Raw genomic sequence first — 23,608 nt, 5'->3', positions numbered from 1 at the left:
CTAACCAAAGTCGTCAAACATTGATAGACTGTATCGCTTGAAATACCTCACAACTCCATATTTTCGCTTCTTCCATCGCATCATAAACTTCACTTACCTGTATATCTAACTTAAAACACTGTTGTCCTATACCTTTCCAATTAGCCTGCTCATAGTGCTCTGCCAGTATTATAAGATCTCCTATTGGACCATTCTTCTGCAGAAGAGAGTTTTTAATATCGTCACTAAGTGGGATAGCCTCGAGGATTAATTCCAAGGTGTTGTCTAACATTGCATCTAATAACGATGACATCCCTATCATGAAAGCAAAGGTTTGATAGTCTCTAAAATGGCTATGCTTTGACATTTGCAAACAAAATTGTGCTCGTTGCATAGATAGTTTATATAACTCAAATGGCTTTCTCTTTGACATATATGATGCAGCTATCATAGAAACAAACATTTTTAATCTCTCTTCACCTAGATAAATTAAAGCCTGTTTAAATGAAACTATAGGTTGTTTGAGCCTAATTGATATTGAATTAACGAAACTCAATAATTTAAAAGACATCGTAATATCTTGCTCTATAATTTTTTCTACCGTATTAAAATCAACTTGATTCTTACATATCTCAGCAAATAAATTTAATGCACTAACTTGTTCTGGCTCCATGTTTTCACATTTATTCTTTTGAGATTTAGTGAAAAAATCGCCGTGAAAAAAACGACAGCCCACATCCTGAACTTGATCAAACTGCTCTTTATTTTCAATATTTTTTGCGAGCAATATACACTTCGAGCCAATACTTTTTAGTTTATGAATGAAGTTACAAGTATCGTTAATATTTCTATGTGCCACATCAATATTAACAATTTTTATATAAGGTTTAAATGCGGTCCATTCATTGCTGAGAACAAATTCATCACAAGCAATTAGATACCCATTTCTATTTAAATGAATAACTGCAGATAAAAGTTCATCTGTTGGTATGCATGTTTCCAATATTTCTATAACAATTTTATCTTTTGGAAGGCTCATAGGTAGAAGATGAATGAGGCTTTTATAAGAGAAATGTATAAAGCATCTTGAAGAATGGTAATTAGTATTGATGTTAGAAATGATAAATTCATCTAAACATTTATGACTATTGTAACTAGGTTCATCTGACGAATAAGGAAATGAATTATTCTCACCTTCATAAAATAAAAGTTCATAACCGACAGTATTTTGTTTACGGTTAAATATCGGTTTGCGGGCAATATATGTAAACGACATGTCACATCCTGATTGCTGATATTGCATCAATACCACTAGTTCCACTAATGGGATACTGAGATTTAATTACTGGATTATATGGAAGTAACATCACACTTTCAACGGAAATATAGCTTTGACAGATAATTAGTGATGGCTTTGGGCTTTGATGTGATGGACGCATCTCCCTTCTAGCACCGTTGTACCAAACTAATGGTGCAACCAGTAAGAGCAGGAGTAATCATCATGTCTATTAAAGTTGTCGGTATCGATATAGCCAAAAACCTCTTTCAAGTATGCGTGTTGAGTTCTGATGGACAAATCTTGTCAAACCGAAAGGTAAAGCGTGACAAGCTTCTTGATACAGTCCGTCAATTACCAGAGAAAACGGCTATTGCGATGGAATCATGCGCAACTTCGCATCATTGGGGCAGAATATTTCAAGAGCTTGGACATAGCGTAGCTCTTATCCCAGCTCAGCACGTAAAGCCATTTGTTGGGCGACAAAAGAACGATGCTAATGATGCGAGAGCAATTTGCGAAGCATTTTCTAGGCCTGATATTCATTTTGTTCCTGTTAAGTCTGTTGAGCAACAAGACCTCAAAGCAATACGCAGTGTCCGTAAACGCTTGGTGGAGAACAGAACTGCCTTGTCGAACCAGAACAGAGGACTCGCCGCTGAATACGGAGTGGTTTTCCCTTTGTCTATTAAAGCTTTGCGAAGTCATTTACCGATAGCTCTTGAAGATGCAGAGAATGATCTTTCCCCAGTAATGAGGAACTTACTGCAAACTTTATACTGTGACTTTGTCAGCCTTAGCGAAGAGATAGATGAAATGACCCAAAGTGTCACCATGTTGAGTCAGCAAAATCCAAGGTATGAGGCTATTCGGAATATTCCTGGTTTTGGTCCGATTTTGACAGCGGCACTGATTAGTGAGGTAGGTACTGGACACCAATTCCAAAATGGTCGCCAGTTCTCAGCATGGTGTGGCCTGGTTCCAAAACAAAATAGTACAGGTGGAAAAAGTTGTCTCGGCTCTCTATCGAAGAATGGTAATCGCGAATTAAGAGCATTACTTATTCACGGCGCTCGCGCAGTGGTTCGGTGTGGAGCTAACAAAGTGGATTCTATGGGAGCATGGTTGAGAGGACTCATTGCACGCCGAGGCAAAGCAAAAGCGATTGTCGCTCTTGCAAACAAGCTCGGTCGGGTAGCATGGCACATCTTGATGAAAAATAGTGAATACGATATTAATCAGGCCTTTAAGCCTGTTTGATAAAAAATAGCAAGTTCTAAGGAGTTATCCTAGAGAAGCAACTGAGTTTGCAATAGCTGATGAATAAACGGTGAACCATCCTTACTACACTCTGATAACGCAACATGGTTATTGAAACCGAGGCTTTGAAAAGACAGTGAGGGGCGGATTACATCATGGCGCAGGTTTATTATCGACCTAGAAAGACGTCGGATATATGTTAGCGACCGTATCATTCAATTAGCCATTGCATCCTGAGGTGCGCCCATATATGTTGCGTAATTCAGACGAGAAACCAAACCTCCTAAAGTTGAGCGACTTTTATACAATATACTGAGTTTCTGGCATACCAAGCCCTGTAAGTTTGTTCAGTGCTTTGATCATGGCGTAAGTCTCGCCAACCTGAGCGTTGTAGTTTCTCAGGCTTAATTTTCCACCTAACAACTGTTTCACCCGATACATTGCTGTCTCTGATAGCGAGCGCTTATGATAGCCATACCGCTTTTTCCATTTCTTGTTGGAGCCGTAGAGCTTCTGACAACCTACTGCTAAATTGCGAGGGTGTCCTTGTTCCCAGAAGGTAGCCCCTTCTCGTGGCGGGATAAGCGGAACCGCTCGCTTGAACCGTATAGCATCATGGCAATTCCTTGTGTCATAAGCGCCATCACCTGATATCTCAATGATTTTACGACGTGTCTGCTTGAGTAAGTTGGGGAGTACTTCGGCATCGGTTACGTTAGATAAGCTCAGCTCTGCTGCGATTATTTCGTGGGTGCGTGTATCTACTGCGATATGCAGCTTACGCCAGACTCTGCGCTTCCCATCAGTACCATGCTTCTTGACCTTCCATTCACCTTCGCCATAAACCTTGAGGCCAGTGGCATCAATTGCCAGATGTTGTATTGCTCCTCTGGTTTTGGTTTTAAATGAAACTTCAACTTCCTTAGCTCGGCGGCTTATGCTTATACAGGTGTAGTGCGGGCAAACAAGCGGGATGTTAGCCAGCTTAAATACGGAGTCTAGAAAACCTTGCAGCGCTCTCAATGGCATAGAGAAAACGCGTTTCACCATCAGTGCGGTAGTAATGGCTAAGTCGCTGAATCGGCGAGGTCTACCACGCTTGCCTTGTTTGTTTTGCTTCCACTCAGCTATCGCTTCCTCATCAATCCAAAAGGTCAGAGAACCACGGTTGATTAAGGCTTTATTGTACTGCTTCCAGTTAGTTGTTTTGTAACGAGGTTTAGGCAAGAAGCTATGATCTGATCAGCTAAGCTCATTCAAATACTTAGACCAATGGCCAAACCTCGCTACAAAACATCCAATGGCTAATGCGGCAGTTCAATTTCGCGTAGTAAAATATTCGATTGACTTTGCGTACAATCATTAGAAAGAAGCAAGTCGATTGCGTGTTTTTGAGATAACCTCTTAAAAGATAAACTTAGGAAAGCAGATATGAGGTTAGCGAAGAAACCGACATTGATGACTTTGACGAATCCGCCACAAGTAATGCAACGGCATTTTTATTGTCAGACCCATTTCAACCTCTGTGCTTCGCTGAAAAAATAGATATCAGTGTTCATTTACCAGTACACCAGTGGATGTCTTGCATGCACCTATTCTTATAATTAAGTTTTTTAAGTTTTTTCTGATTCTGAAGGGTGCGAATGTTTAGCATTCAGTGTTCGTTGGGGTACAGGAAGCTTCGGCTATTTCCCGAGCTATACATTGGGAGCTATGTACGCGGCTCAGTTTATGGCAACTATGAAGAAGAAAGTGGATGTTGACACTGCTATCCAAAACGGCGATCTCACGCCAATCTTTACCTGGCTATCAGATAACATCTGGAGCAAAGGTTAACTCTTAACAACTGACGAACTCGTGAAACAAGCTACAGGTGAAACACTCAATCCTCTTCATTTTAAAGAGCACTTGCGCAATCGTTATTTGTAACCATCAAAAAACCAGCTCGATAAGCTGGTTTTTATAAATAGTGATTATGAACCGTATTTTTCAGGATGTGCTTCCATGTACTCTCGTACTTGTTTTTCGCTCATTCTGTAGTTATCTAACTCACCGCTCTCTTTTGCAGCTCTGAAAGCTTCTGGAGAGCGTCCTTTACCAGACCAGACGTGCTCTTCGTCATCTAAAACAATGCGGTATTGCGGACGTGTCGGTGCGTTCTTTCTCTCTTTGTTATTGCTGGTCTTTGTGCTTCTAGTGCGAGTTGCAACAGCTACCTTGAAGCGAGCAGCAATAGCTAATGCAAACTCTTCTTTCGAGATCGACTCTTCTTCTAAATCGCGCTCAATGTTATCAATCAAGCCTTCAATCTTTTGCTTACGTTCAGCTTCCTGTTTCTCTTTCTGCACTTGTACAGCGTCTGTCGCTGCTTTAGTGAATACTTGAACAGCATCGCCACCCAATGAAGCTAGCTTTTCGGCGAGATCTGGTGACTGTAGAAGTGCTTGCAGTTGCTCGTTTGTTAGCTCTTTACTCATTGTTTTGATGTCTACTTTTGGTCTTCATTGTGTATAATTTAAGGCAAATCAAAGAGCAAATAAAGCACTCATTTAAAAATAATCAGTAATCACCATACAAATTATTTACAAAACCATCGCATAACGAGTGCATTGTATTTTAAAAATATAAATAACCCTGCCCCAATTTATTTAGAAATAAAAAGAAAACACCTCTCCCTCATTTATTTTATAAAAATAGCTCCACACTGCATTAGTTACTTTCTTCAGACAAATAGTATATATGCATTGATATTGCATGTTTAAGTAGAAAATATGCATACACGTAGAATGACTTTTCGTGCATCGCACTTTGACTGCTTACATGCAGTGCGGACAAAACACGATGCACGAAGACCATTTTTGATTAAAATAATATACTTTATAATAATATCTTAATGGACATTATAATATTAATAAGTTTACAATATAAATATATAGAAGATAACAAGCGGATACTGCTCTTCCCTATTTGTTCCAAATAGGTCGTTCGTAGCTTTAGCCTCCCTTTGGTCGGTTGCGCTAACATGCTTCGCAGTTATCGCTAAGTCGCACGCTGTTGCTCTATAGATAATAAAAATAAAATAATAATAAAAGAGAAATAATAAAATGAAGCTTTCAGAAAAAGAAGACTTAAATAAAATAGTAAGAGAAGTAGTAGCTAACACAAAAAGAGAAAATAAAGATAAGCTAATGGCGCTTATCGAGCAAACAGACTACAGCTTAGAAGAATTACAATTTATTGTACCATCTTTACTTCCGCAATTTTCAAACACATCAAAAATTACATTTAGTTCTCATGCGCATTTTTGCAACTTCATAGTAAAAAGCATTTACGTTAAACATAATGCAGATAGCTTTGATGAAAATGCTGTTGATGACTCGCGTCACATACTCGACGCAGTAGAAAACGGCTTCAAAGAAGAGCGTAAAGAAACAAAAGACTTATGCAATGTAGCAATAAAAACACATGTAACTAAAGAAGCACATAGGCACTTCATAGCGTGCAGAAATAGTAACAACTACCGATCTAATGCTGCTTTTCTGAGAGACATTATCTCAAACCAAATCGAGCCGCGACCGAACAATGACGAAGCGTATTTACAGTACTTTAAAGAAACTAAAGAGCTATCAAAAGCCCTACAGGTGCTTTCAGAAGACATTGAAGATGCTGACAGCGCTAAATTAGCTAAACTAAGTAAATGCATTAAAGAGCTTAAGAAGAGCGTTGATGCTACACGCAAGCTAGCAATAGATTCTCACTCATCAGCAACAGCTAAGGTACTAGCTTTAAAATACTTATCTTCGCGTCAGCTAGACGAGCTATGCAAACAAAAGATACTAGAAGAAGCTGAATTATAAAGCCTGAATTCCCTCCTTGTTCAAGGAGGGCTTATCTACATTACTTATTACTTTCTCACTCACAATAATAATAAAGAGATAATAAAATGATATTTACAGAATTAGAATGCACAAGAAGCCAACAAACCGCAAAGGACGCTCAGAACCTCGTCGAATATGGCGCTAAACAAAAAGACGCCGACAACCTAGTGAAGTACGGTGCGGGTAAAACAAAACATGCTCCAGCATCAGAAGGTCACTCATTCTTCATCTGCGCTAACGAAATAGACTCTATCCCTGTTGAGATGGGCGAACTGGCTACGGGTGCAGACTGGCACGATGCTATCACTGAACTGCAAAGCAGCTATAAGCACAACCCTACAGTCAAACACCCTTTTCGCCACTTCGTCATATCTATAGACGAAGGAGAGCGACTTACAAACAAGCAATGGCGTAAAACCGTTAGAAAGACAATGAACCGCCTAGGTTACAAAAACGCACGCTACATCGCATTTAGACACGAAGATACTGATTCTCAGCACGTACACATAATAGTATCAACACAAGACTTGGAAACAAACAAAGTGATATCGAACTGGATGTCTGTTGAAACCGCCCAAGAGGTAATGCGCGAACAAGAAAAAGAGTTTGGATTAAGACAGCTAGAAAACTCAGCATCAGTAATAGCAAAAGGTGAAGCAGTCACTTCGGACAAGCACTCTCACTCAGTGAAGTTGATGATGAGACGCTTAGTTGAATCAAGCATTAAAGAGCTGCCAGCGTTAGTGCAAGCCAGGGCAAATAATCTAACGAAACTAGGTGTAAACGATGAGCACACTAGTAAAGCGAGCTTGGCTCTTTATCAAATAGCGCTATTAAGAAACGGCGTTGAGATAATACTTAAAGAAGACAGAAACAATGAAAAATTCATTGGTCTTGTTTACAAATACAATGACTTCATCATACCCGCATCTAAGCTTAGAAGTGGGAACAAGTTCACCTTAGGTGGATTAATAAAATCTGGTGTTCTAACAAGTGATGCAAATATTATAAGTAGCTATGACAATTTACAAGTTGAAAATTATGAAGTTAGAGAAATATTTGAATCGCAAAAAGATTTTTCAGAGCAAAGATTTGAAACAGTAAGAAGAGATGCTGAAGAGCATGCCGATAAAGTAAAAAAACAGATGGAAGACTGGGATAAGCACATGTTTAACTGCTTCATTATCTCATGCAGAAAGCAATATCAAAAAGAGATAGAGGATGCGATAGATTTTTGGTTGTACCACGGCAAGCGCATCAACAAACGCGACAAAGCTTTCGTTCACACGATTTATGAGCAAGAGAAAGGCATATACTCTGCATCTAAGACGCTAAGTAAATTCTTCTACCATCTACTTCTAATCTTGTTCGAACTAAGCAAGAAGAATCATTGGGACTTGAAAGTTACACCCGTTGCAACACATGAAGATCAAGAGTTAGCAATAGAACAAACCATTGAAAATATAGAAAAAACATATGAAAACGAAGGTATCTTTGCTGACAACAAAAAGCAGAATATAAGACGCAATATCAAGAAAAAGTCAAAAGATATCGCTGAAAATACATATTAATTAAAAAAAGAGAGCTGAAGCTCTCTTTTTATTTTAAAAAGATAAATAACAAATAATTTATTATTTAAAATCGTTAAATTAAATAATAATCATAATATAAACACTTAAATTATGATTGATATTATAAATTTAAATGATACAATTAAATTATAACAAAAATAATAAATATAATAATAAAAAGATAATAATATGAGTATTTTTAAAAAGATAAATAATGAGTTAGCTGATAACGTTACAGTCACACCAAAACAGAAAAAATCCCCCCTTCCGCGCTTTCAGAAAAACAAAAGTGGAAAGATGCTTTACATCATTGTTAGAGACCCAGAGCTAACAAATTCGAGCGGCAACGCAACGCATGTAACATTAATAAAGCTACCTATCACAGCCCCAACTTCTCCACGATCTATAAAAGATCTTATTGCTAAATATGGTACTGAAGAGGCTAAATTAGGAAAGTACGAAATCACTGACCACAACTTTGAAGAAATCATGTCTCACTTCAAACCAGCTAATGAACTATACAAGAAGTACCGCAAAGAAGAACTACATGAAAAGCAAAGTGTTGTTATCAATGAAGATAAGCATTCTCTTTGTGCAATAGCTGCGAAACTGCATGAAGCTGTAGAGATGTTTGACGAGCTAGAAAGTGAAGATGAGATTAATGCTGAAGAAGCGCAAGAGCTACATCAAGCGCTATACAGAATGACTTTAAGGCTAAATGCAGCGAAGTTCCCTGTTGTTATGTTCAATGACCATTTATTTAGTCTTTACGACAGTAATAACTTACAAGCTATAAGAGCGAAAAGAAAAAGTATTGCATCAATCTCTCATGCATCAAACTTAAAAAGATTTGCACCTCACGCTAGTACTTTAACGCCTTTCAATCACAAGCAAGCATCAAAAAAAGTAGGTAAAGATGCTCAAAAGCTAATCGAATACTTAGCGAAAGCAGGAACAAACACAAACTAGAACCAACAGCCCCATCGGGGCTGTTCCCTTATTCTCACACGCTAAAGCTTCCTTTTACCCTTGACCGAGGGTAAAACCGCATTTACCCTTGATTAAGGGTAAATACGAGGAATTGTTATGTTGATAACATCACCAAGGCAGTTAGCAATACATCTACGTGACGAAAGAAAACACAAGAATCTGTCTCAGACTAAAGTTGCTGATCCAGTTGGACTTAAGCAGGACACCGTTTCTAAGTTTGAACTTAATCCAGAAACCACCAGCATTCAGACATTGTTTCGCATCTTATCGTCGCTAAATCTTGAAATGCATATTGTTCAGAAAAGCGAAAGTATCTACCCGAAGTCGTATGATGATGACGGAGAGGAATGGTGAGTCAAGTCATTCCCACGCATGGGAATACAGCGAAGTCGGCATGCTTAACGAAATCGAGTGCTGCTGAAATTGTAGCTCACAACTGGACGTGCGACGTGAAGTCGTATGAAGCGCTGTTCACCGCTCAACGAGTGAACCATCTGTATCACCAGATGAACCTAGGAGCCTGAATAAAGCAACGGCTCTGACAATGTATCGAAGATTGGTCATATACCGATCGGGATTGAAATCGTGAGAGAACGATCCTCCTGATAACCACGGAATCGGGTAAGTGCTAGGTAGTCAGTATGATGAACATACGTGAATCCGTGTAAGGTGCGTCATGTGATGAAACAGCGGAAGTGGTTAATACGCTGTAGCCAAAAGGCAATGAGAGCAGGAAAGAGGTTGTCCAGTACTCTTTCGTGATCAATAAAGCTCTCCGCACCTTATATGGACTCCTCGTTTTAATCAATGCCTTTTAAATAGAACGATATTCATTAAATACTCCTTTTGCATATAACGCCCAGTAAAGGGGTGAAGCACGCAATGACCAAGCTTCCGCATGGCACTTCAACACCGAAACCACCGCATACCAAAAATGCCACGCGTGCTGAATCCCTCTTGAACTGTTTTTTATGTTTATTTTTTAAAGAGCTTACCAAATGTCTTTTTTAAATGGTCGTCTAAGTGTGCTTGAACTATTGTCAGCCCCTCTTCTGCCGCTACGTCTAACAACGCATCGTAATCATTTAATTCGTTACAGTTTTGACATTTTATTAAGTCCCCTGAAGAAAATTCCTGATCGGGTTCCCCCTCTAATGGGCAGTCACAAAACAGACATTTAAGTTCAACAGTAAAGTTGCCGTCATCCATTATTAAAACTCCATCACTTTAAGACCAAGCGTCGCTAGCGCTAGAAGAAAACCTAGAACAACAAAAAGCCCCTTGTGTTCCTCTATGTAATCTGAGGTTTTCTTCAAAAACGACCTGTTTGCCTTAAGTTCATCCGAACGCTTTTTAGAGCGAGCAACACCAATTCCTTTAGGTGTTATTTGTAATCCGTTGTACTTACCACCACCTAAATACGCATGCTTAAGCCATTCATGCGCTAAGCACTTGTCTGCCGCTTTTTCTAGTTGTTCAAGAGTGAACTTAGCTTTGTTAACCTCGTTAATCTCTTGAACCAATTTTTCGTCTATATCGAGATGAACGGTTTTATATGTATGACCATGCTCTTCCATATAGTCGACAACATTATTTAATAAAGCATATTCAGGCATCATTCCTCCGATAAACACAACGCCCTGTTAAGGGGTGAGCAATGCAATACCGAAGCAGCCGCATACCACCTTAAACACTAAAACCAACGCATAGTGAAAATGCCACGCGTTGCGAATCCCTCTTGAACAGTTTGTTAGCCCTCAACTACAAGACAAACACCTTTTCTTTTTTATCTTTTAAGCACTGCATACTGTCAGATGGAGATATATGAAGAAAACCCCATTTATATGAAACATGACCATTATATCGGTCGCCTAAAGAGATTGAGCCAACTTTTTTAACTACCAATCGATCTTTTGAGGTGGCTTTCGTTTCCCTTTCAAAATCAACACTAGAGTCCGTGGTTAAAGTAAGAAGCATAAGGTAGTTAAATGACCCAGATCCACCATAATTTGAGGTTAACCTTAAAATATGAACCCCACTAAATGAGCAACCAACATACTGGTACACAATCGTCTTTTCATTATCTTGAAATCGCACAATAGGATAACCATCAGCAACACTCTCAACGGTGATATCACCAAAATAGCGATTACTCCCATTTGAATCCGCGATGTTAACTGCTACAACCTGATCTCCTGTATCTGATAACCAGCCGTTTAAATCTTCAATGATTGCTGGTGAGATGTAAGTATCAGAGATGAAAGAGTATTTCTGATTTGTAAAAGTTCGAATCAAAGGATTACGAGATGATAAAGAAATAAAGCGGGAGCCAATTACTCCATGAACAGCATCTCGGAAATATGTGCCGATGCTAGCAAGAAATACGATTACAGGCTCAGGGCTAGCGTCAGTAGCAAACCAATACACACATCCAAATAATACTAATACATTTACTATTCGAAATATCACTATTTACTCCTGACGGCTAACACCTATTAGACAACACGTAGTAGTCTTTCATCCTTCGATAAGGCAGTCTTTTGCATATTAACTCAACTGACAATCAATAACTTATACCACATGAAGGGAAGTTGGACTGCAAGATGTCTCCTAATGATGATAATGAACAATTATCAACTCCATCGAATAACTTTTAGTAGGGTAAACGCACGCCCCCTAAATGTGTAGAGTATTAGCTCTGAACGATTTTGGGGCATAAATGCTTCAGCCAGACTCGCAGTATCAAAACTCTACAATAGCAATCGACGACTAACCCGCAGCGTAAAGAAAGTCCCTTTACACCCTACCCTCTTTTCAAGCATTTTTATCGGTGTATGTATATGAAATTGGCGAATTATGCACGACAGGTAGCCCTACTGTCGACCCGATACATCCTAAAACACTTAGTAGGATAAGTGCGTTATTTTCTATCTAATGCCCTTGACGATTAAACTGTTTAGTCTCAAAATAACTGTATATGTGTACAGTTATTTTTTGTTATGAAAGTTATCCCTATCTTTGCAAGCGCTGGTATTACAGGCTTTGAAAGCCCTGCTGCTGATTACAAACAAATAGGAATGAGCCTTGATGAACTGCTAGTTGAACATCCAAGTGCTACATTCATCGGACAAGCAATGGGGGAATCTATGCAAGAGATTGGCATTTTTGATGGTGACTTGTTGATTGTAGATCGTCACATTGCCGTCCAAAACCTTGATGTAATCGTGGCCAATTACAATGGTGAGTTCGTTTGTAAAATGTTAGATATTTCGCGTCGATCACTCTTATCTGCAAATGAAACAATGATGCCTATCTGTATTCATGCTCAAGATACATTTTCGATTGAAGGTGTAGTGATTCGATCTATCCGTTGTCACCGCCCAAGCTATTTACTCTCATCTCGTAGAAAATTATGTTTGCCCTAGTTGATGCTAATTCCTTTTATTGTAGTGCTGAGCAAGTTTTTAGACCCGAGTGGAGAGGTAAGCCCTTAGTCGTTCTGTCGAATAATGATGGCTGTGTTGTTGCAGCTAATCGTCAAGCTAAAGAAGCAGGTATAACAAAGTTTAAACCTTACTTTGAAGTCAAAGCGTTGTGTGAGTTAAAAGGTGTAATTGCTCTATCATCTAATTATGAACTTTACGCAGATTTGTCGTCCAAAATGATGGATGTCATCGGGCGGTTTGCGCCTGAACAATATGTATACTCCATTGATGAATCATTTCTTTCCTTTCATCGCTGCTTTCCTGCAATTAAAGACTTACGAGAACATGGCTCTTTAATCCGACGAACAGTTTGGAAAGAGTGTCGATTACCAGTATGTATAGGTATGGGATCAACGCTAACCCTTGCCAAAATTGCCAATCATGCAGCTAAAAAAATTCAAGGCTATAAGGGCGTTTGCGTTATCGACAATGAACATCAGCGTACCTCTATATTAAAGCAGCTAGAAGTTGGTGATGTGTGGGGAGTGGGCAAAAAAATATCAACACGATTAAAACATATGGGGATTAACTCGGCTTATGATTTGTCTCAGTATGCCCCAGAACAAGCACGTCGGGAATTTTCAGTAGAAATTGAAAGAACCGTTCGTGAATTAAATGGTGTCGCTTGCAAGGGCTGGGACACAGCTAGAGCTGATAAAAAGCAGATTTACTCAACTCGTAGTGTTGGAACAAGAATCACCGACCTTGAACTACTGAAGCAAGCACTAAGTAAACACGCCGCTATAGCAGCACATAAAGCACGAAATCAAAAGTCGCTGTGTAAAGCTATGCTCTGTTTTGCTTCCAATTCCCCATTTGATGATAAACCTCAGAGCTTCCGTATAGTTCATCATTTTGCATATCCAACTGCTGACTCAATGCAGTTGGTCAAAATTGCTACGAAGGCAGCAACACAATTGTTCAAACCAGGTGTACGTTATTACAAAATTGGCATCGGTTTGATCGATCTAGTTAATGGGCTGCACGAACAATTAGATCTGTTAAATCAAACTCCGAGTAATGATAAGTTAATGAAAGTGTTTGATAGTCTTAATAATCGGTATGGCACTGATACGCTTTTTTTGGGTTCCCAAGGCATAGAGCAGAAATGGAGCATGCGGAGAGAAATGCTTACTCCGCAATATACAACCAACTGGCTAGATATACCTAAAGTAAGGTGTTAACAGTTCAATTCTTATCAAGGTGTATTTTCTGTGAGCTGCGTTAGTACAAGCGAGTTACGCGAAATTTGGTAAATCGCTTATATCCGATTAGTAAAAGTATCTTGAAACCTTAAATGCTTGCTATATGTATGTAAATAACTCCGCCCTCAAATCTGAAGGCTCTACCTCCGACCCCAAAAATAACTTTATTTGCTCAATATAGTCTTTATTAGTCCCTACTACATATCGATGGCACTGATTATATGTAGCCATTGCTAAGTAAGTTGTAAAAAGCGGCCCTAGATCCATAGCGAGATTTTGTACTGGCGAAAAGGTGATCAACTGATTATTTGATAATGGCATAATAAACTTAGACTTAAATGCGAACATCTCGGTCAAATCGTCAAAAAGTAGCGGGTTATCTCCCGTTAAAAAGTTGTTCCAACCTCCGTATTCTGGCGAAACATGATGGACTTTCCATGATTCGTAATCACTGTCATGCACCCTAAAATCAAACGTTAATAGAGGTAGCATAAAGCTACGAAAGTAATGTCTGAACCCAGAGTCATTTTCTAGTGCGCTTTTGATTTGATCACAATCGCCAATGTTGACACCATTCAGTGTAATTCTGTTTCCAAACCGTTTTAAGTCTAGAGTTTTAATGTACTGTTCTACAAAGGGATCTAACAAAGGCATTCGCCAAAATTGAAACGCTACAAATACCTTTAGTAGATAAATTCCTTCTTTAGATATTAGTTCATTCGCCGACAAGCCCTTGCGAACTAAATCGAAAAATTGCCCCAATGGTGCTTCAATTGTCCCGTAGAGCTTTTCTAGTGCATCCGTTCGTACACCTCGATGTGTGATTGTATTCCTATGCTTTTCGAATAATATCGTTCGAGGTGTTTGCTTATTTTTCTTGAATGAATTCAAATGTTTATCGAAAACTTGAATACGACCAGACTCAGCAATAAAGCCTCGTAAATACAACTGTGGGACATAGTGATGATTAATTGAACTCAATACTTACCTCGTACATATAGCCCTGTTAAGGTGCGAACAACGCAATACAAAGGCCACCGCATACCACCTTAAACACTAAACGCAACGCATAGTAAAAATACCACGCGTTGCGAATCACTCTTAAACAGTTTGTTACACGGTGGATTACACTATTACATGTTTTCAAATTTATCGTCGAATTGTTCTTTTGCTTTGAGTAAATACTCCGAAACCCACTCGAGACAAAGTCCTGTGTATTGAATCTCTACTTGTGATTCGACACCACGACCTCTATTACCATCAGCCATTCTATAGAACCCCATTGGAAAAGTATGGGTATGGTTAGATGCAAATATGTATTTAAACCTGAAGTCTGAGACGTCACCACCACTAGCAGTCAGAATTTCATCCTTACTTTTGAAAAAGGCATTTTGACCTTTTAAAAAATGTGCTTGTTGTTTATCAGATAATTTACGAAACCATTTGTTTGATTTTAAATTTTCTATGACTTCATTTTTTACGCACTTAGCTTCTTCCTTTTCCTCGTAGTCCATGCCTAACGCATTAAACATTTTAACCCTTGACAGATGGTCGTGTAGATTCATTAATTGCCACCGAGCATTCCATTCTTCACTTGAGCATTTATCAATACACAGGTAATAAAAAGTAAGATAACACTCAATTAGATCTCTAGTTAAAGATGCAACAGAACTATAATCCCAGTGAGCATCCTTGCCTATCAGGTCGGGTTTTGGAGCTAAGCGACCTATGGAGTGAGCGCAATTACACAACTTCGTAAACAACAGCGAAGCATAAAAATGAGAACTGGTGGGTGATGGTATTCCAGCGCACTCTTGAGACAGCTTTGTACACTCTAAAAGCGCAGACTCATATTTTTTAAAAGATTCGTGATAATTTTCCATTGAACCACCTTAGCCGTGTAACGCCGCGTTAAGTGGTGAACAACGCCAGCCACCAAACTTAAACCATTGCACCGTAAACACAAAACTCAACTTGAACTGAAAATGCTAAGCGTTGCGAATCTGTCTTAAACGCTTTATTTGCATTAAAGTGGCATCCTCAGAAGTGGCATAGATATACCTAGACAGCCAGCTACCCAATAGACCAACATAATTGAAAAACCTATTACTAGTGTCGTAACTCCTCGGAAAAAAATGTTTCGTATGTGAGCTTTGCGCTCCATACGATCAATAAGCTGTTCTTCCTGTGTAAAAGAAGTATGGTGATTGTACAACTCACCGTAAGCTTTCAATAACTGCTGCTTATAGCTATTGTCACTTGGGCTTGGGTCTTTAAGTGAACGCTCAACCTTTTGATTAAACTGCTCCAAGTTGTCGAAGCGAGCCTTATCGAAACCAAGTAATCTCTGAGTTGCGTGATTTAAAGAAGAGTTGCCACTGCCTAACTTGTCATCTTTTGAATTCGCCATAGTTTCCAATTTCCTCGTTAATACTAACGCCGCATTAAGGTGTGAGCAACGCTACCACCAAACCTAACCATACCACCGTAAACACTATACCAACGATGGAATGAAAAATGCTAAGCGTTGGGAATCACTCTTAAATGCTTTGTTATGTGCGTACTATTTTGAGTTTCGAGGAAGCGAGATTGGAACTTTGAAAGCAATTCGCGAAGTAATGCTATCCTTGGTATCACCACCTTTACTTAATCCCAAACCTAGAACAGAGATTTTAGCTGAACCACTACCATTGTCTTCTGTTGCAACAGCAACATCGAACTCAACGGTTTGCATCAAAGTACTATTTTGAGCTTTAAGATGATTAGAAGACTCTCCACCTGCCATCGGCTTTTCATTAATAGATGCACCGAACTCTATGACTTCTTGCTGAGCTTGATGTACACCTTTACATATCATTATCAATGACTTGGCTACAAACTGATCCAATTCCATTTCTACACCCTACTTATTAACTATCATTAGAGCACATAACGCTTTTTATATGGCTTTTAGCCGCCTTTCATACTCCTATCATGCAGCCTTTCCAATCACAGTTCAATTTATAATCAATAGGTTAATGAGAGGTGTTGGGTATTAGACTGCAAAAATGACGGATAATTTTTTAAAAAGCTTACTTCGACACTCCCTCGGATAGCTACAGATAAGGCAAACGTACAATCACAGATTGTGAGTAAACTTTCGCGCTAAGATGATGTATGGAATCCACTCCCTCCTTTGCCAATTAGACATAGGAGAATGAGACCAAGACAAGGGTTTGAGTAGAACCATCTACTTCCAATAGCTGTATCCAGACTCCCTTCACATCCTTTCGCTCTCCAACAGGATTAACCTCCCTGTCGACAACCTCCCAGCGAAGGCGTTTGACCGCACCTGAACTTTCTAAATATCTTTTTGTATTGTCTAGATATTTGTAAAAATCCTCCAAGCCATTAAATGTTTTTTGAAGGAGTATATCTGGCCGATGTTCTTCTAAATTTGCATAATGTAGTAATGCCATTGCCTATCCTCGTTTGTTTTTCTAGTAATTAGATACAATTAGCATGCCATTACATAAAAAACTTAATCCATTGATTTTATTCAAATAAGAATAAAATAAAACCTTAGACTTATAGAGAGTTAATTCCATTCAGGAACATTTGTTCCATTTTTAATGGTTTGAATCAATCCATCAAATACAACACCGTACATGTGTGATTCATTTCTCCAAACGGGCAGGCACATTTTCGGAACCCTTTGACGTGAAAGGGTCAATTAAGCGAACACTAAACATTAGGAATGCTGTATGGCAGAGCCATACAGCTTCTTCTATCTACTCAGCGACTCAGCGATAATCTCACTATCTATGCTGATATAATATTGAGAAAAGTGCATAGATTAGTTCTAGTGAGTTATGTCTGCCTGAGTCATATCTCAAATTGAAGTCTAACCCAAAATGGTTCATACTATGCCCAAATAAAAAATAGCATGAAATCCATGGATAATCTCAACTACGCACAAAAACAAAGGCTTGCTTTCATTGACTTTAAGTTAATGTTTGTTGGTCACTTTACACGTTCCGAAGTTGTAGAACATTTTAAAATGGGGCTATCCAACGCGACTCGCGATATCAACTTATACAAAGAGTTAGCGGCCCATAACCTTACCTACGACAACGCTGAGAAGCGGTACTTTCAAACAAAAGCATTTGTCCCACTATTTAACCACAACGCAAATGACACGCTCGGAAAGCTTGCAAATCAGCTTTCAGGGGAAGACAGCGTCATTAATGGTTTAGGCATACCATTTGAAACACCGAGTCAGCTTAATGCGCCTGATACCAGCATCATAGCCGTGCTAACTCAAGCCGCGCTAAACAACAAAGCGGTGAAGATTCGCTATGTCTCTTTAAGCAGTGGCGAAAGCACCCGAATTGTTATCCCCCACTCTATCGTCGATAACGGACTACGCTGGCATATTCGTGCATACGATTGCCAGACGAGCGAGTTCCGCGATTTTGTCATTTCGCGAATTACCAAAGCTGAACTGTCGGACAACACCGTACTTCAGACTCAAACCATGCTGGCTGATAAACAATGGATGAGATTCGTACCTCTAGAACTGATACCGCACCCAAATAATGTAAAATATCCAAAAGCGATTGAGCTTGATTACTCTATGAAAAATGGAAAATTATCAATCGAAGTTCGTGCGGCTTTAACTGGTTATTTACTGCGTCGTTGGAACGTCGATTGCTCTGAGAATGCAACACAAACAACGCCCGAGCATCAACTTTGGTTAGCAAACCGACCGACTTTATATGGTGTTGAAAATTTGCACCTTGCATCAGGTTACACCGACCCCGAAGCAGAACACTCAGTCCCGACACACAGCATTAAATAGGACGTGAAGATGAGCGAACATAAGAAATACCTTGGCGACCTAATAGGTGGCAGCCTTATGATTACTGAAGCTCAGCTAATTGCTGAGTTACTCCTATCTGATCCAAGTAAAGAACAATGGGATGAAGCCATTGTTGAACAAAACATTCTGCAAAAGCGTTCGCCAGCTTCAGCAAAGCGTAACGCGGCTACAATCAAAAAACGTATCGCAAATCTGGGGAACAAATTCCTATCAGCACTTGTAAATGCTAACCACGAGGAAGCGGCGCAGTTAATGATGGCTGCAACCTTAATGAACTCTCCACTGCTTGCAGACTTCATGCGCACTGTTGTGATGGACGCTAAACGTATGTACCGCGAAAACATTGACATGAAAGATTGGGAGTACTTCTGGGAAGATAAGTGCCGCATATACCCTGATTTTGCCGATATGTCTGAATCTTCAACCTACAAAATTGCTCAAGTCGCTTTTAAAGTTATGACCGATGGCGGTTTCTTGGAAAGCACAAAAACAAAAATACTCACCAATATTTACATAACCCCTGATGTTCGTGATCTACTCGTTGAGATGGATAGAGACGATATCATCCAGGCTATGGAGATCTACTAATGCTCCAACTACAACAACGTTTAGATAACATCCAATCTCGTTTAGAGAGTGACGAGTTCCTTCAAAACAAAGAACTCGGTGGTGAAATTGGCTTTTACATCTTTGACTATAAACCTGAACATGAACTAGCAATTCGAGAGCATATCGAATTGCTAGAGAAAAAACTGTCAAATCGTGGCTACACATTCGCCAGCATTAACCTGTTTGAAATGATCATCAAACTACTAGAATCACGGCGATTATTGGATAAGTCATTCAAAATGCAGTTTGCCAAAGGTGATGAAGCTCTGTTTAAAGCTCTCAAAGGGCCATTGGAGCAAAACCGAGTTGCAGAGTTCATCGTGAAAGAAGCTAATATAGAAAATTGTGATTTTATCATGCTTCACGGAATGGGAAGTGTTTGGCCGATTGTCCGAGGTCACGGACTACTCAACGCGTTGCACGCTAAAGTAGGTCAAGTTCCGACGGTCATGTTCTATCCTGGTGAATACGATGGCGCTTCACTTAAACCATTTGGTCGAATTGAATCAAACAACTATTACCGAGCCTTTAAGTTGGCATAGCGCACCGTAGTGACGGTTAAGAAAAAGTAGCTACCAAGAAAAGGCAGTTACTAATCAAAACGTACGCTAAACAAGTAAATACTGAATCAAAATATTCTCATTAACAAATTGAGAAAGTTAGCTAGGAATTCCCATGCATTTAAAGCAGCTATTTAAAAAAGATATCTCACGCCCTATCAACGGCGTCGTTAAAGCCGACCAAGTCGGAAACGAAACAGTCTTCGTCGAACTTGATGAGTATGTCATCACCGCTGAACTTAAAGGTCACATTGAGCAATTCTTCAAATACTACATGCCGTCTGTTGATGACCCTAAAAAGGCGTCTGAAACGGGTAAATCTGGCATCTGGGTATCAGGCTTCTTTGGCTCGGGTAAATCTCACTTCATTAAAATCATGTCGTACTTGCTCAAAAACGTTGAGACATCTAATGATGGCGTAACAAAACGAGCAATTGATTTCTTTGAAGACAAACTAGCAGAAGACCAAATGCTGTTGGGCGATATGCGTCGTGCGATCCAGAAAGAGAACAACGTTATCCTCTTTAACATTGATAGCCGCGCTGACACAGATGACAAAGAAGATGCCATCTTAAAAGTATTCCTAAAAGTCTTTAATGAGAAAATGGGTTACTCGGGCGACCACGCACACATCGCAGACCTAGAACGTGATCTAGATGCACGTGGCAAACTGCAAGAGTTCCACCAAGCTTTTGAAGAGCTATCGGGTTCATCATGGTTAGAAGAGCGTGACTCTTATGACTTTTACCGTGACGATCTCGCTGAAGCATTTGCTAAAGTAACAGGCCAGTCTGAAGAAGCAGGTCGCCAAGCAATCGAGCGACTTGAAAACAACTTCAGCTTAGACATTCAAAATTTCTGTAAATGGGTTAAGCAATACCTTGATGGTAGCCCAGAGCGCCGCATCAGCTTCTTTGTGGATGAGATTGGTCAATACATTGGTCAAAACGCTCAAATGATGTTGAAGCTGCAAACTATTACAGAAAATTTAGGCACAATCTGTGAAGGTCGTGCATGGGTGGTAGTGACATCACAAGAAGACATGGACACTGTTTTAGGTCAAATGCAACAAGGTTCTCGTAAAAATGACTTTTCTCGGATCCAACAACGCTTTGATCGAATCTCGCTCTCAAGCTCAAACGTCAACGAGGTTATTGAGAAACGTCTACTCGCTAAAACAGAGCCTGCGCAAACTGCACTAACAGCCTTGTATAATGAAAAAGGCGACATCATTCGAAGTCAACTAAGCTTTGAGAAAACTAATAAGGCTGAGTTTTCCAACTTCACAGGTACAAACAACTTCGTATCGAGCTACCCGTTTGTGCCGTACCAGTACAACCTGATCCAAAAAGTATTTTCTGGTATCTCCCAAGCTGGGGCAGCGGGTACTCACCTAGCAAAAGGTGAACGTTCTCTCATCGAAGCATTTCAAACGGCTACTAATCAGTTCGTTAGTGACGAGATTGGACGTTTAATCCCGCTTTATAGTTTTTATCCTTCAATTAAGAAATTCCTTGATACTGCGGTAGTGCGTGACATTAACCACGCGGCAGAGAAAAGCTCTATTTCCGATTTCTCGGTTCAAGTTTTACAAACACTATTTATGATCCGTTACGTAGATGAGATGAAATCTACCATCGACAACATCGTGACGCTTTGTATCTCGGAAGTTGACCAAGACAAACGCCAACTTCGTATTGATATTACTGAAAGCTTGGACGCATTGGAAAATAACCTTCTTATTGCTCGTCAAGGAGACGAGTACATCTTCTTAACCAACGAAGAAAAAGAAATCGAAAAAGAAATCCAAAACACAGAGATCGAAACGTCCGATGAAACAGTGGAGCTAAGTAAAATCCTATTTGAAGAGATTTTACGCAGCAGCAAAACCTATCGCTATCCTGAGAACAAACAAGATTTCCCAGTTTCACGCTACTGCAATGGTCAACCGTTCGAGAAAGGCTCAATTGACAACGACCTGCACTTAAAGATTGTTTCGCCAATTGACGCTAGCTATGACGATATGACCGATGCTGTCTGCGGTAATGAATCTAAAGATGCCATCTTAATTAAACTGCAAGACAAGGCGCGTCTATTTGGGGAACTACGAACCTACATTCGTACCGCTAAGTACACAAAACGTAATGCAGGTCGTGATGCAGATATGGAACTACTTATCCGAGCGAAAGCAGCGGAGAACAGTGCAAGACGTAAGCAGATTGTCTCTGAGCTAGAAGATGCTATTAAGCAATCAGACTTTTACTTGTTAGGGCAGAGCTATAAAACTAAAGGTGCAACAGCCACTGCTATCATCGACAACGCATACCGCCAGGTTATCGAAGACACCTTCAGTAAACTTAAGTATGTGACGCCCTATTCTGGTGATATTCGTCAACAAATTCAGCAAACTCTTATCGTTGACGACTTGAGCCAATTGAATATTGATTTGTCAGATGTTGAAGCAAACCCTCGCGCTCTGTTCGAGCTAGAGCAACACATCTCAATCAGTGATGAATACGGGCGTCCCCTGACCGCTGGTGACTTGGTGAAGAAGTTTTCTCGTCGCCCATTCGGTTGGAACGATTACGAAATCATCCTGATGATTGCTCGCCTAGCCGTCGCAAACAAAATTACGCTTCAAGCAAATCAGCAAGATGTGCCGTTGCGTAGTGCTTTTGAGCATTTAGACAAAAATTCCAAGCGTGCCAACTTACGAATCCGACGCATTCAGCAACAATCAGAAGCAAACCTGAAGAAAGCAGCCAAGTTGTACAAGTCTGTATTCCATAAGAATGCACCAACAACCGAAAAAGATCTTCATGAGCAAGCACTTCAGCTTTTAAAGAGCATGCTCGCAAAGCTGAAAGATTTCAAAGCAAAATCAACCACTGGTAAGTTCCCAGGTAAAAATGAAATCGAAGATGGCATTGTCTCGATTTCGTCCCTTGTCGAGCAACAAGGAAGCTACAAGTTCATTGATGAATTCTTACGTCAAGGTTCTGATTTAGAAGAATTTGAAGAGGATTATGAAGAGCTTGAGGTCTTCTATGAAAAACAATTCTCAACATGGCAAAGCTTAGCGAATGCCTTGAGTATCGAGTTTGCGAAAAACCGTCACCTACTCAAAACGTCTGAAGTTGCCAATAGCGCATTAGAAAAGCTGGAAGCGATATATAACGATGATCGTCCTTACGGAAAGATCCGTCAGGTGCAAGGCTTAATCGAAACGGTAAGAGCTGTAAACGATGAGATGCTGCTAGCTCGCCGTAACGAAGTGGCAAGCAAGCTAGAGGCTGCAATTGATGACGTTCAGCAACACGTGAGCGAGGCTAAAGCACCAGATACCATCAGTAACGATGCGCTTCGCCCGTTACAACTGTCTCTAAAACGATTAGAGCACCTGACCAGCATCGCTGAAATCAACGAAGAGCTTCGAAATTCAGAGAGTTTAGTAGAGCAAGCTGAAGAAATCATCAATGCCTTTATCGACCAGCAAATTAAAGCGGCTGAACGCCAAGCAGCGTTAGAAGCAGAACGTCGTAAACAAGAAGCTGAATCTAGTGCTGGCAATGACACTAAAGGTAGTAACGGTACTTTAGAGTTAGAGCCTAACAGCTCAAGCGGCTATGGTACTTCCTCTGCAACGATGGATGCAACCAAAGAGCCATTAAAAGTAGCGGAACCTGTAGTCACAAAACCTAAAGCGAAAAAAGTTGTGACGGTCAAAGCTGGGGCTGTTTTCCAAGAGCTAGGCGATACCACTTACTTAGAAACGGAAGAAGAGCTAGAAAACTACTTAGCGGCATTGAAAACTCAACTTTCCGATTTAATTGCTTCGAACCATAGAGTTCGAATCAAGTAAGTAACAGCGCCTCTCACATAGAGAAAGACCTAGCTGAACCATAAAGATAAATAGTGAACCACGCTCTTTGAG

Annotated in this window: 22 protein-coding genes and 2 pseudogenes; 12 read left to right on the top strand and 12 right to left on the bottom strand. The window is 39.9% G+C overall.

Features of this window, described 5'->3' with window-relative positions; genetic code table 11:
* Window positions 1–13: 13 nt before the first annotated feature.
* Window positions 14–1,255, bottom strand: a complete 1,242-nt coding sequence (locus tag NL643_RS16805) for an EAL and HDOD domain-containing protein (RefSeq protein ID WP_253644865.1) — start codon at window positions 1,253–1,255, stop codon at window positions 14–16.
* A 225-nt stretch (window positions 1,256–1,480) separates the two neighbouring features.
* Between NL643_RS16805 and NL643_RS16800 the strand changes: the two genes are divergently transcribed.
* Window positions 1,481–2,515, top strand: a complete 1,035-nt coding sequence (locus tag NL643_RS16800) for an IS110 family transposase (RefSeq protein ID WP_023585156.1) — start codon at window positions 1,481–1,483, stop codon at window positions 2,513–2,515.
* Between the two features lie 300 nt (window positions 2,516–2,815).
* Here NL643_RS16800 and NL643_RS16795 read toward each other — a convergent pair whose 3' ends face one another.
* A complete protein-coding gene (locus NL643_RS16795; protein WP_253644864.1) occupies window positions 2,816–3,742 on the bottom strand; it encodes an IS5 family transposase in 927 nt (308 codons plus the stop codon).
* A gap of 444 nt (window positions 3,743–4,186) precedes the next feature.
* On the opposite strand from NL643_RS16795, the pseudogene NL643_RS16790 reads away from it, so the two are divergent.
* Window positions 4,187–4,444, top strand: a pseudogene (locus NL643_RS16790) (carboxypeptidase M32); the annotation flags it as partial.
* A 44-nt stretch (window positions 4,445–4,488) separates the two neighbouring features.
* Here the strand turns inward: NL643_RS16790 and NL643_RS16785 are convergent.
* Window positions 4,489–4,992, bottom strand: a complete 504-nt coding sequence (locus NL643_RS16785) for an H-NS family nucleoid-associated regulatory protein (protein ID WP_253644863.1) — start codon at window positions 4,990–4,992, stop codon at window positions 4,489–4,491.
* 627 nt (window positions 4,993–5,619) lie between these two features.
* Here NL643_RS16785 and NL643_RS16780 point away from each other — a divergent pair.
* The 4 genes from NL643_RS16780 to NL643_RS16765 all read left to right on the top strand — a co-directional run bounded on the left by NL643_RS16780 (window position 5,620) and on the right by NL643_RS16765 (window position 9,308).
* A complete protein-coding gene (locus NL643_RS16780) occupies window positions 5,620–6,372 on the top strand; it encodes a chromosome partitioning protein ParA (protein WP_253644862.1) in 753 nt (250 codons plus the stop codon).
* 86 nt (window positions 6,373–6,458) lie between these two features.
* Window positions 6,459–7,964 (top strand): relaxase/mobilization nuclease domain-containing protein, encoded by a 1,506-nt coding sequence (locus tag NL643_RS16775; protein ID WP_253644861.1) that lies wholly within the window; start codon window positions 6,459–6,461, stop codon window positions 7,962–7,964.
* A gap of 189 nt (window positions 7,965–8,153) precedes the next feature.
* Window positions 8,154–8,933 carry a hypothetical protein gene (locus tag NL643_RS16770; RefSeq protein ID WP_253644860.1) on the top strand — a complete coding sequence of 260 codons (780 nt, stop codon included), beginning with the start codon at window positions 8,154–8,156 and terminating at the stop codon, window positions 8,931–8,933.
* A gap of 117 nt (window positions 8,934–9,050) precedes the next feature.
* Window positions 9,051–9,308, top strand: coding sequence for a helix-turn-helix domain-containing protein (locus tag NL643_RS16765; RefSeq protein ID WP_023585149.1), 258 nt, complete (start codon window positions 9,051–9,053; stop codon window positions 9,306–9,308).
* A 621-nt stretch (window positions 9,309–9,929) separates the two neighbouring features.
* Here the strand turns inward: NL643_RS16765 and NL643_RS16755 are convergent.
* The 4 genes and pseudogenes from NL643_RS16755 to NL643_RS16740 all read right to left on the bottom strand — a co-directional run bounded on the left by NL643_RS16755 (window position 9,930) and on the right by NL643_RS16740 (window position 11,423).
* Entirely contained in the window at window positions 9,930–10,163 is a 234-nt protein-coding gene (locus NL643_RS16755) for a hypothetical protein (protein ID WP_132982543.1), read from the bottom strand.
* Between the two features lie 2 nt (window positions 10,164–10,165).
* Complete coding sequence (locus tag NL643_RS16750) at window positions 10,166–10,570, bottom strand: hypothetical protein (protein ID WP_222133218.1); 405 nt, start codon at window positions 10,568–10,570, stop codon at window positions 10,166–10,168.
* Window positions 10,571–10,597: 27 nt separating this feature from the next.
* A pseudogene (locus NL643_RS16745) lies at window positions 10,598–10,715 on the bottom strand (DUF3265 domain-containing protein).
* Window positions 10,716–11,423 carry a hypothetical protein gene (locus tag NL643_RS16740; protein WP_199355069.1) on the bottom strand — a complete coding sequence of 236 codons (708 nt, stop codon included), beginning with the start codon at window positions 11,421–11,423 and terminating at the stop codon, window positions 10,716–10,718.
* A gap of 530 nt (window positions 11,424–11,953) precedes the next feature.
* Here NL643_RS16740 and umuD point away from each other — a divergent pair.
* Both umuD and NL643_RS16730 read left to right on the top strand, forming a co-directional pair.
* Window positions 11,954–12,379 carry a translesion error-prone DNA polymerase V autoproteolytic subunit gene (gene umuD / locus NL643_RS16735; RefSeq protein WP_253644859.1) on the top strand — a complete coding sequence of 142 codons (426 nt, stop codon included), beginning with the start codon at window positions 11,954–11,956 and terminating at the stop codon, window positions 12,377–12,379.
* On the top strand, window positions 12,367–13,623 hold the full coding sequence (locus tag NL643_RS16730) for a Y-family DNA polymerase (RefSeq protein ID WP_253644858.1): 1,257 nt from the start codon (window positions 12,367–12,369) through the stop codon (window positions 13,621–13,623). The genes umuD and NL643_RS16730 overlap by 13 nt, the downstream gene beginning before the upstream one ends.
* A 120-nt stretch (window positions 13,624–13,743) precedes the next feature.
* Here NL643_RS16730 and NL643_RS16725 read toward each other — a convergent pair whose 3' ends face one another.
* From NL643_RS16725 to NL643_RS16700, 5 genes are all read right to left on the bottom strand, one after another.
* A complete protein-coding gene (locus tag NL643_RS16725) occupies window positions 13,744–14,625 on the bottom strand; it encodes a DUF4238 domain-containing protein (protein ID WP_253644857.1) in 882 nt (293 codons plus the stop codon).
* 152 nt (window positions 14,626–14,777) lie between these two features.
* Window positions 14,778–15,527, bottom strand: coding sequence for a DUF5677 domain-containing protein (locus NL643_RS16715; protein WP_023585143.1), 750 nt, complete (start codon window positions 15,525–15,527; stop codon window positions 14,778–14,780).
* Window positions 15,528–15,670: 143 nt separating this feature from the next.
* Complete coding sequence (locus NL643_RS16710) at window positions 15,671–16,054, bottom strand: hypothetical protein (protein WP_023585142.1); 384 nt, start codon at window positions 16,052–16,054, stop codon at window positions 15,671–15,673.
* Between the two features lie 153 nt (window positions 16,055–16,207).
* A complete protein-coding gene (locus NL643_RS16705) occupies window positions 16,208–16,537 on the bottom strand; it encodes a hypothetical protein (protein ID WP_025769026.1) in 330 nt (109 codons plus the stop codon).
* Window positions 16,538–16,826: 289 nt separating this feature from the next.
* Window positions 16,827–17,102: a hypothetical protein gene (locus NL643_RS16700; RefSeq protein ID WP_023585141.1), complete on the bottom strand. Its 276-nt coding sequence runs from the start codon at window positions 17,100–17,102 to the stop codon at window positions 16,827–16,829.
* A 476-nt stretch (window positions 17,103–17,578) separates the two neighbouring features.
* Here NL643_RS16700 and NL643_RS16695 point away from each other — a divergent pair, with 476 nt between their 5' ends.
* The 4 genes from NL643_RS16695 to brxC all read left to right on the top strand — a co-directional run bounded on the left by NL643_RS16695 (window position 17,579) and on the right by brxC (window position 23,536).
* Window positions 17,579–18,484 (top strand): YafY family protein, encoded by a 906-nt coding sequence (locus tag NL643_RS16695; protein ID WP_023585140.1) that lies wholly within the window; start codon window positions 17,579–17,581, stop codon window positions 18,482–18,484.
* 9 nt (window positions 18,485–18,493) lie between these two features.
* The gene (locus tag NL643_RS16690) at window positions 18,494–19,093 is read left to right on the top strand and encodes a DUF1819 family protein (RefSeq protein ID WP_023585139.1); all 600 of its coding nucleotides are present in this window, start codon (window positions 18,494–18,496) and stop codon (window positions 19,091–19,093) included.
* Window positions 19,093–19,656, top strand: a complete 564-nt coding sequence (locus NL643_RS16685) for a DUF1788 domain-containing protein (protein WP_023585138.1) — start codon at window positions 19,093–19,095, stop codon at window positions 19,654–19,656. The genes NL643_RS16690 and NL643_RS16685 overlap by 1 nt, the downstream gene beginning before the upstream one ends.
* A 133-nt stretch (window positions 19,657–19,789) precedes the next feature.
* Window positions 19,790–23,536 (top strand): BREX system P-loop protein BrxC, encoded by a 3,747-nt coding sequence (gene brxC / locus NL643_RS16680; protein WP_253644856.1) that lies wholly within the window; start codon window positions 19,790–19,792, stop codon window positions 23,534–23,536.
* Window positions 23,537–23,608 lie beyond the last annotated feature (72 nt).

The sequence above is a fragment of the Vibrio sp. Y42_MX_L11 genome (genome assembly GCF_024181785.1).
Taxonomy (GTDB): domain Bacteria; phylum Pseudomonadota; class Gammaproteobacteria; order Enterobacterales; family Vibrionaceae; genus Vibrio; species Vibrio diabolicus.
This window is presented reverse-complemented; position numbering and strand designations above follow the sequence as displayed.